At 48.6% G+C, this 14,719-nt stretch carries 16 protein-coding genes and 2 pseudogenes; 9 read left to right on the forward strand and 9 right to left on the reverse strand.

The window, feature by feature from the left end; genetic code table 11:
* Window positions 1-97: 97 nt before the first annotated feature.
* Window positions 98-373, reverse strand: a pseudogene (locus ACMGGP_RS21325) (integrase core domain-containing protein); the annotation flags it as partial.
* Between ACMGGP_RS21325 and ACMGGP_RS21330 the strand changes: the two are divergent.
* Complete coding sequence (locus ACMGGP_RS21330) at window positions 362-715, forward strand: alpha/beta fold hydrolase (RefSeq protein WP_207253817.1); 354 nt, start codon at window positions 362-364, stop codon at window positions 713-715. The pseudogene ACMGGP_RS21325 and the gene ACMGGP_RS21330 overlap by 12 nt on opposite strands.
* 132 nt (window positions 716-847) lie before the next feature.
* On the opposite strand, the gene ACMGGP_RS21335 is transcribed toward ACMGGP_RS21330, so the two are convergent.
* On the reverse strand, window positions 848-2,173 hold the full coding sequence (locus ACMGGP_RS21335) for a hypothetical protein (protein WP_242640427.1): 1,326 nt from the start codon (window positions 2,171-2,173) through the stop codon (window positions 848-850).
* Window positions 2,174-2,743: 570 nt separating this feature from the next.
* Here ACMGGP_RS21335 and ACMGGP_RS21340 point away from each other — a divergent pair.
* The 3 genes and pseudogenes from ACMGGP_RS21340 to ACMGGP_RS21350 form a co-directional block, all read left to right on the forward strand.
* Entirely contained in the window at window positions 2,744-3,148 is a 405-nt protein-coding gene (locus ACMGGP_RS21340) for a tautomerase family protein (RefSeq protein ID WP_050679430.1), read from the forward strand.
* 120 nt (window positions 3,149-3,268) lie between these two features.
* Window positions 3,269-3,721: a GNAT family N-acetyltransferase gene (locus ACMGGP_RS21345; protein WP_033760123.1), complete on the forward strand. Its 453-nt coding sequence runs from the start codon at window positions 3,269-3,271 to the stop codon at window positions 3,719-3,721.
* Window positions 3,722-4,187: 466 nt separating this feature from the next.
* Window positions 4,188-4,517, forward strand: a pseudogene (locus ACMGGP_RS21350) (NUDIX hydrolase); the annotation flags it as partial.
* Window positions 4,518-4,690: 173 nt separating this feature from the next.
* Here the strand turns inward: ACMGGP_RS21350 and ACMGGP_RS21355 are convergent.
* Window positions 4,691-5,593, reverse strand: a complete 903-nt coding sequence (locus ACMGGP_RS21355) for a LysR family transcriptional regulator (RefSeq protein ID WP_033786794.1) — start codon at window positions 5,591-5,593, stop codon at window positions 4,691-4,693.
* Between the two features lie 118 nt (window positions 5,594-5,711).
* On the opposite strand from ACMGGP_RS21355, the gene ACMGGP_RS21360 reads away from it, so the two are divergent.
* Entirely contained in the window at window positions 5,712-6,437 is a 726-nt protein-coding gene (locus tag ACMGGP_RS21360) for an SDR family oxidoreductase (protein ID WP_010670636.1), read from the forward strand.
* 406 nt (window positions 6,438-6,843) lie between these two features.
* Here ACMGGP_RS21360 and ACMGGP_RS21365 read toward each other — a convergent pair whose 3' ends face one another.
* On the reverse strand, window positions 6,844-7,170 hold the full coding sequence (locus ACMGGP_RS21365) for an ArsR/SmtB family transcription factor (RefSeq protein WP_010670637.1): 327 nt from the start codon (window positions 7,168-7,170) through the stop codon (window positions 6,844-6,846).
* A gap of 72 nt (window positions 7,171-7,242) precedes the next feature.
* On the opposite strand from ACMGGP_RS21365, the gene ACMGGP_RS21370 reads away from it, so the two are divergent.
* Both ACMGGP_RS21370 and ACMGGP_RS21375 read left to right on the forward strand, forming a co-directional pair.
* Complete coding sequence (locus tag ACMGGP_RS21370; RefSeq protein WP_498798865.1) at window positions 7,243-8,235, forward strand: threonine ammonia-lyase; 993 nt, start codon at window positions 7,243-7,245, stop codon at window positions 8,233-8,235.
* Between the two features lie 205 nt (window positions 8,236-8,440).
* Window positions 8,441-8,881 carry a GNAT family N-acetyltransferase gene (locus ACMGGP_RS21375; protein WP_029519728.1) on the forward strand — a complete coding sequence of 147 codons (441 nt, stop codon included), beginning with the start codon at window positions 8,441-8,443 and terminating at the stop codon, window positions 8,879-8,881.
* A gap of 151 nt (window positions 8,882-9,032) precedes the next feature.
* Here ACMGGP_RS21375 and ACMGGP_RS21380 read toward each other — a convergent pair whose 3' ends face one another.
* Together ACMGGP_RS21380 and ACMGGP_RS21385 are read right to left on the reverse strand one after the other, a co-directional pair.
* Window positions 9,033-9,653 (reverse strand): protein phosphatase CheZ, encoded by a 621-nt coding sequence (locus ACMGGP_RS21380; protein WP_400368882.1) that lies wholly within the window; start codon window positions 9,651-9,653, stop codon window positions 9,033-9,035.
* Between the two features lie 328 nt (window positions 9,654-9,981).
* Window positions 9,982-10,665, reverse strand: a complete 684-nt coding sequence (locus ACMGGP_RS21385; RefSeq protein WP_498798866.1) for a hypothetical protein — start codon at window positions 10,663-10,665, stop codon at window positions 9,982-9,984.
* 631 nt (window positions 10,666-11,296) lie between these two features.
* Here ACMGGP_RS21385 and ACMGGP_RS21390 point away from each other — a divergent pair.
* Entirely contained in the window at window positions 11,297-11,626 is a 330-nt protein-coding gene (locus ACMGGP_RS21390) for a hypothetical protein (RefSeq protein WP_022624631.1), read from the forward strand.
* Here the strand turns inward: ACMGGP_RS21390 and ACMGGP_RS21395 are convergent.
* Window positions 11,598-12,419, reverse strand: coding sequence for a DUF4225 domain-containing protein (locus ACMGGP_RS21395; RefSeq protein ID WP_045139932.1), 822 nt, complete (start codon window positions 12,417-12,419; stop codon window positions 11,598-11,600). The two genes, ACMGGP_RS21390 and ACMGGP_RS21395, sit on opposite strands and share 29 nt — an antisense overlap.
* A 436-nt stretch (window positions 12,420-12,855) precedes the next feature.
* Between ACMGGP_RS21395 and ACMGGP_RS21400 the strand changes: the two genes are divergently transcribed.
* The gene (locus tag ACMGGP_RS21400) at window positions 12,856-13,167 is read left to right on the forward strand and encodes a cupin domain-containing protein (protein ID WP_010259799.1); all 312 of its coding nucleotides are present in this window, start codon (window positions 12,856-12,858) and stop codon (window positions 13,165-13,167) included.
* On the opposite strand, the gene ACMGGP_RS21405 is transcribed toward ACMGGP_RS21400, so the two are convergent.
* Entirely contained in the window at window positions 13,168-13,905 is a 738-nt protein-coding gene (locus ACMGGP_RS21405; RefSeq protein ID WP_498798867.1) for an alpha/beta hydrolase, read from the reverse strand.
* 171 nt (window positions 13,906-14,076) lie between these two features.
* A complete protein-coding gene (gene gstA / locus ACMGGP_RS21410) occupies window positions 14,077-14,682 on the reverse strand; it encodes a glutathione transferase GstA (RefSeq protein ID WP_163641467.1) in 606 nt (201 codons plus the stop codon).
* Window positions 14,683-14,719 lie beyond the last annotated feature (37 nt).

Genomic DNA, 14,719 nt, shown 5'->3' on the forward strand with positions numbered 1-14,719 from the left:
TCTTTGTCTGCTATGAGCGAGAAGTAGACGCTCCATCACTCATATCAGCCGAACTGACAGGCAATACATGACCTGCCCCCAGTATTAGATACAACCGTCAGTTTGTAATGTCGGTTTGTTTACCTTCACATTTTCCATATCGCCACCGTGCTGCAAACTCTGATGGCGTCTGATAATTCAGCGCGGAGTGCGGGCGGCACTCATTATAATCCTGACGCCATTCACTGATGGTTTTCCTGGCATGACTGACGTCACTGAACCCGTGTTCATTCAGGCATTCATCGCGAAAGCGTCCATTAAAACTCTCAATAAACCCATTCTGCGCTGGCCTGCCCGGCTGGATTAAGCGCAACTCAACACCATGCTCAAAGGCTCATTGGGAGACGAAGAATACAGTGAGTTCAGACGAGCCATCTACGATCCGGAAACGGTACATGGGATGATAGAGGGCTATCGCGCCGGTCTGGGTATAGACAATAAACACGAACTTCATAATCGTCAGATCGGACGGATGATTGCATGCCCGACTCTCTGTTTATGGTCAAAATACGACGATCTGGAGGCGTTATATGGCGACATTGTGGGGATCTGGAAAAACTGGACACCCGATGTTACGGGTGAAGCCATCGCCAGCGTTCACTATATGGCAGAAGAGGCACCATACGAATTAACAGCCGAACTCCGTCATTTTGTTTTACAGCACGTCCCACCCTGAAATAACCTCTAGCTGCGTCTGAGACATATAATCGACCGATCGCTGGTTCTGACCGCGAGAGTGCATGACTTAACCCTCAGGGGATTATTCAACAATCAGGCTCACCGACTAAAGCGGCGAGCCTGATTATTATTAACGTATCACTTTGACATCTTCCAGCGTGACCAGGCTTTCAGGTTTACCACTTATTTGCGTCGCGACCGGGACAAAAATATTGAGGTCCTGCATCCAGGCAAATTTATCACTGCTACCTGGTTGTCCTTCGTCAGTTTCATCACACTTAACCAGCAGATATTTCCCACTAAACTCAGGTGAAATTTCATGCGCCTCCCCCTGATCGGTTACGTCGCAACGTAACGCTGAAGCAGTGACTTTCTTATCGGCATCAATGCTTTCCCATTTCGCCTGATAGCGTTGTCCGGTCACTAACGGGAAGCGCAGATCCGTCTGCAACGTGTTGAGCCTCGAAGCACCATTACTGATGGACATAGTGAACTTCAGCTGTAGCTGATTAGCCAGCGTTAAACGTTGCACCGTCCAGATACCATAGTCTTCCAGCTTGCGTATATAACCATCTGCTTGTGCATCCAGCTGTACTTTAACCTTACCCAGCGCGCTGACCGTGGTATAGCGAACCTGCTTAAAGCGCGGAAGCGCCCAGGGTTTAATCAGTGACTGTGCCTGATGCTCCATTGCCGCTGAAAGAGGAAATTTACTCAGCCATTGCGGATTATTATTGTTCAGATCGGGCATTGATGGCCCCATCAGCGTTGATGCGGGTTTATTAGTCGCAGGGACAAAGTGTCCTTCGGCTCTGAAGGTTTTTCCTGCGGGTAACTTGCAGAGTTGCTCAAAGCGTTGTGTCATTTGGCCGTCAATTTTAAAGCTACTCTTGCGGCGAATGATATCAGCAGTGATGAGTGAATCGGTAACGCGGCCTTCACTGTCGAAGTTCATCGCAGCAACAGCATCACCCTGATGGGTTTTACAGTTATACAGGTAATGCTCAATCTTTAATTCAAGCGGGGCGTCATAAGGCGGTTCCCAGATGATATCTGCAAAGTCATATCCCATGCGCACCGATAAAATATTACCAATATGCTCAATGCTATTCACATCGACAAGATTGGTAGTACCGTACTCAGACGTGGCTGATAATTTTTCCCAGCGTGCATCTTTTATGGGTAACTGACAAACCTTGCGAATATCCTCTGCCGTCATTTGACTGTCATCCTGTGCCGGCGCATAGCGGAGGTAACTGTTGCCGTAAAAGCGAGCTTTAGTAAGCCCGCTCTCATTCAATAAATCCTTGTACAGAAGCTGTGCCGTGCCGTGCTTACAATCAACGGATCGCCATTGCTGAGCTGTTTTTCCATTATTGAAGTTTAATGACACCATGTAATTCACACGATCGTGGATTTTGGTGACCGAAAAAGGGTTAGTTTTGCCGCCGTTCAATACAGGATTATCCGCAGCCTGAACCAGAGAAAAGGGCAGCAGCGTCAGAAAAAAAAAGTGGGCGGATTAAAGGGCGTACGCAGTACATACATGTTCCTTCATATAGTGTAAGAAATGGAGTTATCGACATCAGAAACGGGATCGTTAGTGTTACGCGCCAGAAAAAACATAGCATGAGGTTGGTGCTGCCGCTTTTGCATAAAATTGACAGCTGCTTGTCGTGCCGCATGCGACGAGAAAAAGAACTTCATTCCGGCAAACAAACGGAGTGCGTCATCAACGACATTGCATTGTTCCGCCCGGTTTATCATTCAGTCAGAACAGATAATTACCTGTCCGCCCGGCTAAGCGAAACCCTACAATTTTACCTTTGTTCTGAATATACCAATGGGCGTTCGCTACTGGCACAAAGCGGACTTACACGTTGGCCCATGTCCGCTATGAGCGAGAAGGGGACGAAAGTTGCCCTCACGTTTTTGATTATGCCATCTTAGTCATCTCGTATCGTTCAAAAAATGTGGCAACACTTTTAATAATCAAGCTAAGTAATGACACATTTAAGGAATCATTATGCCTGGAATAACGCTCACATTGTCTGGTTGCAATGATCAAAAATTAACCAAAGATTGTGTGCTTTTAGCTACTCAAATCACATGTGAGATATTGAAGAAAAACAGCTTTGAAACCATGGTCATAGTAAGACATGTGGACGATGATGACTGGTTTATTGATGGCAAGAGTCTGGCTGAATGGGGGAAAAATTCGTTTAGACTTGAAGTTACTGTCGTGGATGAAACATGTAGCAAAGATCAGAAAGCAGCGTTTCAAAAAGCAATTTACAAAGCTATGGAACAAGCTATTGGTAACCTACATCCTCAGTCAAATGTGCATGTTATTGATTGTAAAGCTGCTTCATATGGATATACAGGGATAACGCAAGAATACAGATATCAGCATAAAGATGAGTTTTACTAACCAAAATTTCTTTTCTATTACCGTTAATGTGGCGCATGGGAAGTATGAGAGTGCCATTGTCATACTGGACACAATCATAATTCTGTCCAGACTATGCAGATTGAAATCACTGGAAAAATCATGGATATCCAACTCATAAGCGTCACCCCGGACAGCCCAGGATTTGCTGAGTTAAGATCGCAGAGCATGGCTGAAGGATTTAACATGTTACGCCGACTGGAAGATAACTGGCTTAGCGGACAGAACCGCTTTGATAGACCCGGAGAAAAACTAATTGGGGCTTCAGTAGATGGAGTAATCGTTGGCGTTGGTGGACTCAACATCGACCCGTTTACGCTAAAAAATGGCATCGGACGTCTGCGACATCTCTACGTAGACTCAGGATGGAGGAAAAGGCAGGTTGGCAGCGCCCTGCTCAGTGAGATACTTAAGGATTCTGGCCACTGGTTTGATTTTATCAACACAAACGCTCCTCAATCGGCATTCACTTTCTATGAACGAGCTGGCTTTGTTGCTTTGACGGGCATAGAAAAAGTCACGCACCATCTATGCCTCAGAGACCCAGCGCGTTGATATAGTCACGTCATGGATAGACCGCATTTTCTGTCCACTGAACCACTTTTCAGGAACGCCTGCCGAGATACAGCCCTGACTTAACCAAACCGAACCAATTTCAGGGAAATCAGAGCCATTACAGTTAAATCCGCACCGCCCTGGACACACTGCGTTTCTGACCAGGCATTCAGAACGGCGGCTTAAACATCTTCAGGAAATCAAAGGAACTGACTGGCAGCTTTGAGCGAAAAGCGGACGTTGTGTAAGATTAAAGCTGTAAGAAAATACAGACCTATAGGCCGATTCAGGCTGCAATTTATGTTTATATAAATATCAAGAATTAGTATTTAAGCTTTTTTAAGGGGGGTACGTGCGCATTCGACCATCATCTCGACTGATCATTGTTTCGCCTGATAATCGCGTCCTGCTCTTTAGGTTCTGTCATAAAGATGGAGCTCTGAGATGAAAAACATACTGGGCAACACCGGGTGGAGGGCTTGAAAAAAATGAATCTTTTGAGCAGGCCGCTATACGCGAATTATTTGAAGAAACGGGTTTGATAAGGACATTAACAGGACCACAGATAGCGTCCCAAAACTTCACAATGATGCTACCCAGTGGGGAGACTGTACTTGCTGAAGAGCGTTTCTTTATGATTGATGCAAATACAGTTGAGCTCGACCACTCAGGGTGGAGTAGCAATGAACAGGAAGTCATACGCGATTATCATTGGTGGACAATTGAAGAGCTCATACACACCAATGAGACAATTTTTCCACGCGATTTAATCATTAACATACTTGAAAGGGAGTAAGCCGGACCTTCAACATTAACTGCAACATGATACCCTGAACGTCCGCTTCTGGCACAAAGCGGTCTGAAACGCGGACCCATGCCTCCAGTGCGTTTTAACCTGCCACAACCTGTCAAAAAAGAGGTGAGCTTGTTAGCCGAGCTCAATATCGACTGGCGGGCCTGCTACTGCAGTCAATCGAGCGGTTCAGGCATTGACTGTACCTTTTTCAGGAAATCCACAAAAGCGCGCAGAGGTGCTGACATAAAGCGGCTGGGAAAGTAGAGCCAGGGACCTTCAAATTCGGGCCACCACTCCGGAAGCACAGGCAGCAGTTCACCCGTCGTAAAGCAGGGCTGCAGCCAGTTTTCAAAGACGGCGATAATGCCCTGACCCTTTTTTGCCAGCTCAATTGCGCCTGATGCGCCATTGACACCGATAGTCAGACGACCAGCAGGGTTGACGCTGACGGTTTCTCCGTTGCGTTCAAATTCCCAGGGTATCAGCGCGCCGCTGGAATACTTAAGGCGGATGCAGTGATGTTCGGCCAATGCCGTCGGGTGAACGGGGAGACCGCGCGAAGCAAGGTAGTCGGGTGCCGCCGCGAGAGCCAGACGCTGGCGGCGAGGGCCGACAGGAACGGCAACACTGTCCCGGGCCAGATGTTCGCCATAGCGTATGCCTGCATCGCAGCCTTCCGCCGTGGCATCAACTAGGCGATCGTCCACCATAATCTCCACCCGCAGCAACGGATGGCGATCGAGAAATTGCTCAAGCAGGGGCGGAAGAATATCGACCATCACCGCACCCGTCACGTTCAGCCTGAGTAGCCCGCGCACCTCCCGTTGAGAACTTGCCACGTCATTCATCACCGATCTCATTTCGCTCAGCAGAGGTGCCATGCGATCGGCCAGCATCCGGCCTGCTTCGGTGGGCGTTACGCTGCGGGTTGTGCGGATAAACAGCGGAACGCCCAGGCTGACTTCCAGCGCGGTAATCCTCTCACTGACCGTTGAGGGTGCCAGGCCTAACGTTTTAGCTGCGGCCCGGAAACCCTGACCCCTGAAGACGGCAAGAAATATCGCGACATCATCCATCTCAACTTCCGTTACTGTTCGCTTTTCCGAACAGCGTATTCGTATTGCGGCCTCTTATCAAACAGCTCTGAGAGATTTATAACTCAGATACACCTGCATAAATCACTGAGGCAACAACATGAAGAAGAGAACGGTTTTAATTACCGGCGCAAACAAAAGTATTGGCTTTGAAACGGCCAGAGTGATGGGGAAACTGGGATTTAATGTCTGGCTGGGTTGCCGCGATGGGGGGCGCGGTCAGGATGCTGTCAGCCGGTTGCTGTCGGAAGGCATTAAAGCGCGGCTGGCTATCATTGACGTGACAGACCAGGAAAGTGTTGATGCGGCTGTCGGGCAGATAAAGTCAGAAGATGGAAAACTAGATGTGCTGATCAACAATGCGGGTATTCCCGGAACCTGGCCCATCGCGCCTGAGTCGCAGAGCATCAGCGATATTATGACGGTGTATAACACCAACGTTTTCGGCGTCATCAGAGTAACGCAGGCTTTTCTGCCGCTGCTCAAACTGGGTGAGGAACCCCGGATTATCATGGTCAGCAGCGGGCTGGGATCGCTGGAATGGGTATCTGACAAAGCGCATCCTTACTCTCAGGTAGCGGCACTGGGCTATACCAGTTCAAAAACGGCATTAAATGGCGTTACGGTGGCATTTGCCAATTCACTGTCTGAGTATGGCATCAGCGTAAACGCAGTTGACCCGGGATATACGGCCACCGATTTTAACGGACATACCGGTTATCGAACTGTATCCCAGGCGGCCAAGGGGATCGTCTGGCTCGCTGCTGAAGTATCCCAGACAATCACCGCAGGATTCTTTTTGGATGGAGAGCGTGCACCCTGGTGAATCTCGTCTAATAAAAGCATTCCACCAGCCTGAATGGGGCAGGTTGGTTGACGGGTTGCGGCAGAACGCCAGGCGTGTCGTGCGCAGTCGGTTCTCAAATATGTCCGAATCATCCTGAAGGAAAATAAGCGGCTCAATGTTTCTTAGCGCATCTGAATGTAATTAATGGCCGCCTCAGGCACGGATCGTACAGAAAGTTAGGTCATAAGGTCCGCTTTGAATGAAAAGTGGACCCAGACCTACAGCCTGGTCATCAGCCGGGGTAGTTTCTAAAGTTAAACGGCAGTTTTGCAAAAGATGACAACAGATAACGATGACCGAATTAATTTATCTGAAAGGCGGTCACGCCAGGAGCGAGATACACACACACTGGATTTACTGCCCTGTAAATACACATACTGACCAATTATGGCTGTTCAGGTGAATCAGTCGCCTGCTTCCCATATCCAGACAACATTGCCGTAGCTTCATCCATCCGTTGTCGATCAAGTTTATAGAACACCCAGTTCTTGATACGTTTCGATGTCACAATCCCAGCCTTAGCAAGAATTTGCAGATGGCCTGTCACGGTGGGCTGACTCAGACCAATTTTTTCGGTGATAAATCCGACACACACACCATCCTTAACCAGATCGCCGTCCTGCTGCACCGGAAAATGTGACTCTGGATCGGACAGCCATTCAACAATCACGAGCCGATGCTCATTACCAAGGGCACGAAAAATATCGGCCATTAATGTCTTTGAGTTGTGCATATAGTCAATCGCCTATATAGTCATTTTCTTATATAACTTTAGGGGCATACTATGACAAACCACAGACAAAGGCTAACAGACAGTGTCACGCTGAAAGATATTTATGCAGCTTCCGGGCGAAATAAATCAACAGTATGCAAAACTCCGCTGGAGCTTTCGCACCCGCTGTCTGCTCTTGTCGGGACGGAGGTCAGGCTTAAGATGGAAAATCTTCAGCATACGGGTAGCTTTAAGCTGAGAGGTGCTGCAAACGTTCTTGCCAGTCTTAATGCAGACCAGCGACGTGCCGGCGTCATCGCCCCGACGGCAGGGAATCATGGTTTAGGGCTTGCCTGTGCGGGACATGCGGCAGGCATACCCGTATCCATATTCTTACCGTTTTCAGCAGACCCGATTAAGGTTTCTGCAATGAAAAGTTATGGTGCGCAGGTTACGTTTTTTGACAACATTGAAGATGCAAGGCAGGAAGCCATTGTCGCAGCGCAACAGTCCGGCGCTACGTTCGTCTCAGCCTACAATAATCAGCAGATGATTGCCGGAGGCGGCACCGTCGGTCTGGAAATCATGGAAGACTGGCCAGACGCTGACGTTATTCTCGTGAACATTGGCGGCGGCGGGCTGGCCTCCGGTATCGCAACAGCCATCAAGGGCATAAACCCTGCAGCCGAAGTGTGGGCAGTGCAGAGTGAAGCAAGCCCGACGTTTGAGCGCTGGAAAGAAGCTGGTGAGGCGATCCCAGTGGAAATATCGTCGTCAATCGCCGAAGGCATAAGTGGCTATATAGAGCCTGAAGCGATGACCTGGCCACTCATACGCGATCGCGTCGATCGTGTTCTTCTGGTTTCAGAAGTCGAAATTAAAGCAGCGATGCTGTTAATGCTTAATCTGCACAGCCATGTTGTAGAGCCTTCAGGCGTACCCGCAGTTGCGGCAGCCATCCGTTATGCAAAAGAACTGAGCGGGCGTAAAGTTGTCTGTGTGGTGAGCGGTAGAAACATATCGGGTTCCCGCTATCTCAAATTAGTTAATGAGGCGTCACTATGAAGAAACAGAGCGGAGTTAAGGTCGGCTGAGCTCATATTGCACAACGTTCTTATCATAACGGCTTCATTCATTACGCAGGCTTTGAGGTAGTGCCGCCTTTGACGGCCTGCCGTTTAACAGCCTTTTCGCTTAAAATTCTATGGTTCGTTTAAGGGAATGTCAGGCATCATCAAAAAATATTTTTGTCATACAAGGAGTAGGACTAATGAATATAAATATAAGAACAGCCCGGGCTTCTGATGTTGATAGTATTTTCGAAGTCAGAACCTCAGTACTCGAGAATTATTTGAGTCGTGAAGAAATGCGTCAGCTGGGGATCACCGAAAGCGTCGTGGCCGATATGATTGAAAAGAATTTATGCGCCTGGGTTGCGGCTGAAAACGAAAAAATAGTCGGCTTTTCAATGATTTTGCCGGATGAAGGCTGTCTTTTTGCGGCCTTTGTTCTCCCGGAATATGAAGGCCAGGGGATAGGTCGCAGGCTGGTTTTTCTCGCCGAGCAGGAATTATTCAAACATCATGAGATTGCCTGGCTGGAAACCGATAAAAATAGTCGCGCGGCGAAATTTTACATGCAGCTCGGCTGGGGCAATAAAAAAGAGATTAACGATACCGATATCAAACTGGAGAAATATCGCAGCGTGTAATCCACTGCCATTTTCATAAACGTCTGCCTCTGGCATAAGGCGGACGTTTAGCCAAAATAACATCTTTGCTGTCAGCAAGACCAATTGGGTGGCCTGGCGAAAATCTCTAATCATTAATCGTCCTTTCTCAGAGCGATTTTATTACGTCGGCTTACATTCCCAGACTGGCCAGCAGGTCGTCCACATCATCCTGACTGGCAGGAGTCTCTGGTGCGGAGGAAGGTTTAGACGGCGCAGTGCGTTCGGCGGTGCTGTGTGAGCCGGTATTATCGCGGATGACCTGTATCAGCTGCTGCTCAGCCTGATTCAGCACGGCCATCATAGCCTGCACAATCTGTCCTGTGAGGTCCTGGAAGCCCTGTGACATCATAATCGCGTGCAACTGCTGTTGCGTCAGACCCGTGACGCGGGGGACATCATTCAGCAAGGCAACGGTATCTGCCGCTAATGCCTGGGTCTGTTCTTTGTCTGGCAGCGTACCGGAAGTGGCATCCCAGCGTTGCGTGAGTTTCTCCGCTTTTTCTCCCAGATCGGTTTGCAGAGGCTGCGTGATTTCCACGCTGTTGATTACGCCCTCTGCTGCTTCGCGGGTCATTGTGACGACATAACCCAGCCTTTCACGGGCGTTAGGGATGCTTCCCGCCACATCGGCGATGGTTTTATCAAGCCCCAGCTGTTGCAGACTGTCGCGAAGCTGCCGCAGGATGAAGCCAGCACGCGCCGTAATTTCGCCAATCTCCTGATGCTTACTATGGGTGTCGGATGGTGACATGGATGTTGTTTCCTGCGTACAGAGTTTCGATACCTGAGGTTATCGGCAGCTCGCGGCGGTTTTTTAAATTTCCTGAGGTTTTTACTGGTGTAAAAAGTGACATGATGTGAATGAGACACCATAGAGCTAACGACATCAGGGTTGTAAAAGGCAGAAAGTGTTGCGCGCAGGCCCTGTTTTTTCAGCCGGAGGGGGGTGTCAGGTATAGAGCGGAATGTGGGCGGGTTAATGACTGTTTTGAGCGAAAAAAGGGGCGTATTACCCACTTCTGAAACGTTTACGCGAGGACAGGCAGTATCTTATTTATCATGTAATTTCTTCGTCTTAATTAATCCGCCAACGGATAACATTTTGTCCAGTTGTAGTTAACCCTCGCCAGTTTTAATTCTCCATCTACATCCCCAAAATTAATGGTCTGACGTCCATAAATAAACTCACGCACGGGTGCAGGTAAAAAATCAGCGCCGTAGCGCAGAATCGTGCTGTGCCAGAAGGGTGCCGGTAATGGGCTGCCGGTATGACGCATCAGCAACTCATTTTTCCAGTGCGAATCCAGAACTTTTTCGCAGAATGAGTGGCGCATGGCTATTGCCGAACTATCAGGGATCCCCGCAAGCAATAACTGACTGGGCAATGCAACTAACCGCAGATCTCTGATAACAATTTTTATCGCATCAAATCCGCTCCAGATATTCGTCAATTCATCGATTTTTTCGGGCAATGGCTCGTTTTCGTTATAGAGCGGCAGAGTCAGGGGCAGGAAGGTAAAATGGAAACCCTGTGTGGGCAGAATATCGGCAAGGGGATCATCCTTTGTGAGCTGCTGTAATTCACAAATAAGACGTGAGACATCAAAGGTCACCGGCGGCTGAATGCCCGCTGCAAGAGCCAGCCTTACAGGATCGTAGTAGTTCCCCTCTTTAACAGCCCCAACTCCTGCATTTTCCGACCAGATGGAGAGGGTGTTCTCGTTGGCAGAGCGATACAAGCTTTCCAGATTTATCGATTTCATTACAGACCTTTGGCATTGGTATGAACAGAGGCGATTCGTCATTAATAGTATTTCTGTCTGGTATTTTAGGCTATTCGATTAATTTTTAAGGGATAATAAGGATTTGAGAAGTGAGTTGTTATTACTGCCCATAACTTATCAGGCATATCCCCTTTGCTGACCGCAAACATATCACCATATTTTCAACGTCTCGCACATCTTTAAGGATAGCGTTGCGTCGATTCGTCCAGGTCACAGGAGATGGCGAACGCAGTCTACCCGTACAGTGGCCACTGATGACCAGTTAGCGAACAGATTTAAACGATTGTATTACATGGTTATTCATGGTCAGGATGACGGGTCAGGGCTGGCTGATGAGTTGGCAATCCCTCAGTAAATGCCAACAGTATCTGGAAATCCCGATTAGCCGCAGCTGTTTCGCGGTCAGGATTACATCCACAAGGGGCACTATCTGATAGATCAGGAAAAGCGCACTGGTACATCATGCTGATCCCAGCTAACCACCCGCTCTGTGGATAATGGACGTTTACAAGTATCACGCGACAGAAAGCCTGCGCTTCACGGGTTTTTTAGTGCCGTTTTCAGGTAAACTTGCTTAAGCTATTCAGGTAATTTTTAAGGATGAAAATCTATGAAAGTGAGTGAAAAAGCACTACTGGAATCCGGCTTTAGTCATGCAGATCTACTAAAACTGAAAAACAATATGGCTAATTATGGTGGCTCACTGGATTCCATGATCCATGATCTTGCTAACCGCTTTAACGCCTCGAAGTGGATTACTATTATTGCCTTTATCATACTTGCTCTTACGCTGATGCTGGCATCCGTAGATACCAGCATCACGCTGGCGGCCACACTTGCGATTGTATTGCCTTTTATATGGTATTTAGCCCCAGCAAAGCTTGCATACAAGTCATGGCGCTATCGCAGAATCACGGCTCATTCAGAGCAGCATCAGTGACATACATAAGGTCAAATATGACCTTAGCTTTAACACCATAACCGACTATATTCATTGTGAGTTTTGGACGGCTCATAGTGCTGACTTTCCTGAAATAATCCGCGGGCAAATATCTGAACAGACGCCAGGTTCCAGGGCGTCTGAACAGACCGAATACGCTATAGGCATTTGCAACAAGCGAGATTGATTTATAGATTCCCAGCCCGCTATCAGGGCTGAACCCCATGAATGCAGCAGTGGACATAGCGGCATCAGCAACCAATCCTTCAGACTGTTTGTTATCCATTACATAGTGCGCAATTTCTTTGCTTATGCCGTTCGCACCATCAGTAACTAAAACTGCACCGGCCAGAACGCCCAATGGTGTCATAGTTCCTATAAGGGTCAGGCCAGCAGCTATTTCAGCCCCCGACAAAACTACATTTACAGCCGAAATGACATACCCGACAATTTTATTATTTTCCCTGACGAACTCCACTTTGGCATAGAGTTTCGCCGTTTTCATGCGCAGCATTCTGTCCTGCTTCTGAAGGTTTTCCGTTTCTTCCCTCAGATTTTTAATACAGGCTATGCATTCTTCTTCTGATTTTGCACGTCGGGCAGACGCAAACTGCTGCTCAACCAGATCTCTGATCTCCTGAACAAACTTCACCTGAGTCATGCCATTCGAAAGATGGACTGAGGACACATGATTAGCTGTATTAATCAGCTTTCTGGCCTCAAGGTTAATCATTGTTTCAGCCCAGTTTTTACTTCTGCCTGAGCGCATCATTTCGATCAATGCTACATCCATTTATCTTCTCCCTGTACATAATATCGCCGATAATACCCCATTATTTACAGGTGTAAACCGTCGTTACAGTTGAAAATATGTTGCTTCGGATAACACGTTAGAGGATGAACTATCAGGATTTATTTCAAATGATCGTGGCTCTCACACTTATACAGAGGCCATTCGCATGACAGCGAAAACCGACCCAAAGCGAAACTCATGCAATTGAGATCGCCAGCGCATCGGCCGCGTTACGCTTTATCAGCATGTCGCGCCTGTCTGGCCGATTCAGTAAAAGAGGGCAGGTCAAACTGATCGTCACAACCCCCGCTCTGCCCCTAAACGGACAACCAGAGGACAGATCAGGACAACAGATGCCTGACGTATAGAATCGATCAACTCTCTCTGATATTGATGATGTCGATGGCGTTAAATCACTCCTGTTGAGAGAGCTAAAATGAATTTTTATTGCAGTAAGGAATTTACCGGTTCGAAGGCCTGGGACTCACAGCATATTGCCAGCTTCGATAATGTCAGCGTGAAACTTCACTGGACCGATCAGCCTTATAAGTGGCACATCAACGATGGTCAGGAGGTTTTTGCTGTCATGGATGGATGCGTTGAAATGCAATATAAAGAGCAGGGCGAAGTTAAAAGCCGGGTACTCAACGCTGGTGATATTTTTTATGCCAGTGAAGGGACAGAACATATTGCGCGTCCACAGGGCGTCGCCCGCGTGCTGGTGATTGAAAAAGAGGGATCGGTTTAATTAAGGTGATTCATTATCTGGCTGAGCCAACAAGCCAGTGACAAAACGGGCGATCTCTTCTCCCAGATTGATAAGAAAGGCGTCGCGTGATGGGTGGGTGTCAGTGATATGCGGCGGCAGGATGTTCATGAAGGTGAAATGCCCGGCATCTTTAACCACGCAAAGTTTTGTCTCAGTTCGATTATCTAATTCTTCTTTGATGAACAGCGCTTGCGATGGCGGTGTCAGGGTGTCCTTCTCGCCAGTCCAGATCCTGACAGGCACTTTCACGGAGGCGAGGGCCGAGGGTGCTCTGAAAAAATCCGCAGGTGGCGCTAACAGCACCAGTTGATTCAAATCCTGTCTGCCTGCATATGTCACCTTCTCTCTGGTGCGAGTCCAGGCCGTCGCCCCGGCGTGCATCAACAGAATCACGGTGCCGAGTGAGTGCCCGACGCCGGTAATCGAGGCATAATGTTGACAAAACGCATCGCGGGCGAGGACAAGTCTTTGGCTGCGTTCCAGTAAGTCAGCCTTTGAGGGCGTGGAAGAGGTTAACCGTTCGAAATGGGGCGCTACCACTGAAATACCATTGCGGCTAAAGGTCTGCAGAAGCTCAAGATGACGCAATGGACTTCCGCCAGCACCTGCTGCAAAAAGGATACACTGGCTGGCCTCATTCACCTTCAATAACGTGACGTCAAAATTCCTGTCGGCATGCCTGATGACAGAGGTTTCCGCCCTGGTATTGTTAATCATAAAGCCGACTCCCCGCTAAAAGGTCAGTCTGGAGATACTAACCTGTTCCCGGTGAAACGATAAATTTCCGTCTGCTTCTGGCTCCAGACTACTGTTATGCAAGGTGTAAGCAGCAAATCAAAGCGGACCGGTTATTCATACTCTGGCGTCAGGCCACCAATCTGTCCGCGCTTACTGCGTCGCCTCTGCCCATAATGCCGCCTGTACAGCAGGGCGCGCATTGATATTTGCTCTGTACGCCAACAGCGCAGGCCAGCGATCTAGTTCAATGCTGAAGAACTTACACCAGCCCAGTACAGTGAAAAGGTAGGCGTCAGCAACGCTGAATGATGGCCCCATCAGAAACGCTTTTTCGGCGAGCGTATCCTGCAGAAAGTCGAACCGCCGGAAGAGCTTTTCACGAAACAGTGACAGGACAGCGTCGGGCAGTGCCTGGTTAAACAACAGAGCGGAACCCGCGTGGATTTCACTGGTAATGAAGTTCAGCCACTCCTGCAGTCGAACACGCGCCCAGCTGCCTGCTGGCGGTGCCAGCCCGCTTTCCGGCCTCAGGTCGGCGAGGTACTGCACAATCGCCGGCCCTTCAGTCAGTATCTGCCCGTCGTCCAGTTCCAGTGCAGCAACATAGCCCTTGGGGTTGATAAGGCGAAAGTCGCGTCCGTCAGAGGTGAGCTTGCTCCTGTTATCCACTTTAACCAGCTCAAACTCCAGTGCGAGTTCACGCAGCACGATATGGGGTGACAGCGAACAGGTATCCGGGGCGTAATAAAGTTTCATGTCTTCTCCGTTAACATTGAAAGCGATGTGAGATTCT

This window comes from Curtobacterium sp. BNK-1, from assembly GCF_048685235.1.
GTDB classification, from domain to species: domain Bacteria; phylum Pseudomonadota; class Gammaproteobacteria; order Enterobacterales; family Enterobacteriaceae; genus Pantoea; species Pantoea agglomerans.

Coding starts and splice junctions, on each gene's coding strand:
- ACMGGP_RS21355 (WP_033786794.1), bottom strand. CDS start 5,593: ATGGATGATGTCGCGATATTTCTTGCCGTCTTCAGGGGTCAGGGTTTC.
- ACMGGP_RS21390 (WP_022624631.1), top strand. CDS start 11,297: ATGAAAGTGAGTGAAAAAGCACTACTGGAATCCGGCTTTAGTCATGCA.
- ACMGGP_RS21345 (WP_033760123.1), top strand. CDS start 3,269: ATGGATATCCAACTCATAAGCGTCACCCCGGACAGCCCAGGATTTGCT.
- ACMGGP_RS21365 (WP_010670637.1), bottom strand. CDS start 7,170: ATGGCCGATATTTTTCGTGCCCTTGGTAATGAGCATCGGCTCGTGATT.
- ACMGGP_RS21330 (WP_207253817.1), top strand. CDS start 362: ATGCTCAAAGGCTCATTGGGAGACGAAGAATACAGTGAGTTCAGACGA.
- ACMGGP_RS21405 (WP_498798867.1), bottom strand. CDS start 13,905: ATGATTAACAATACCAGGGCGGAAACCTCTGTCATCAGGCATGCCGAC.
- ACMGGP_RS21380 (WP_400368882.1), bottom strand. CDS start 9,653: ATGTCACCATCCGACACCCATAGTAAGCATCAGGAGATTGGCGAAATT.
- gstA (WP_163641467.1), bottom strand. CDS start 14,682: ATGAAACTTTATTACGCCCCGGATACCTGTTCGCTGTCACCCCATATC.
- ACMGGP_RS21385 (WP_498798866.1), bottom strand. CDS start 10,665: ATGAAATCGATAAATCTGGAAAGCTTGTATCGCTCTGCCAACGAGAAC.
- ACMGGP_RS21400 (WP_010259799.1), top strand. CDS start 12,856: ATGAATTTTTATTGCAGTAAGGAATTTACCGGTTCGAAGGCCTGGGAC.
- ACMGGP_RS21340 (WP_050679430.1), top strand. CDS start 2,744: ATGCCTGGAATAACGCTCACATTGTCTGGTTGCAATGATCAAAAATTA.
- ACMGGP_RS21375 (WP_029519728.1), top strand. CDS start 8,441: ATGAATATAAATATAAGAACAGCCCGGGCTTCTGATGTTGATAGTATT.
- ACMGGP_RS21370 (WP_498798865.1), top strand. CDS start 7,243: ATGACAAACCACAGACAAAGGCTAACAGACAGTGTCACGCTGAAAGAT.
- ACMGGP_RS21395 (WP_045139932.1), bottom strand. CDS start 12,419: ATGGATGTAGCATTGATCGAAATGATGCGCTCAGGCAGAAGTAAAAAC.
- ACMGGP_RS21360 (WP_010670636.1), top strand. CDS start 5,712: ATGAAGAAGAGAACGGTTTTAATTACCGGCGCAAACAAAAGTATTGGC.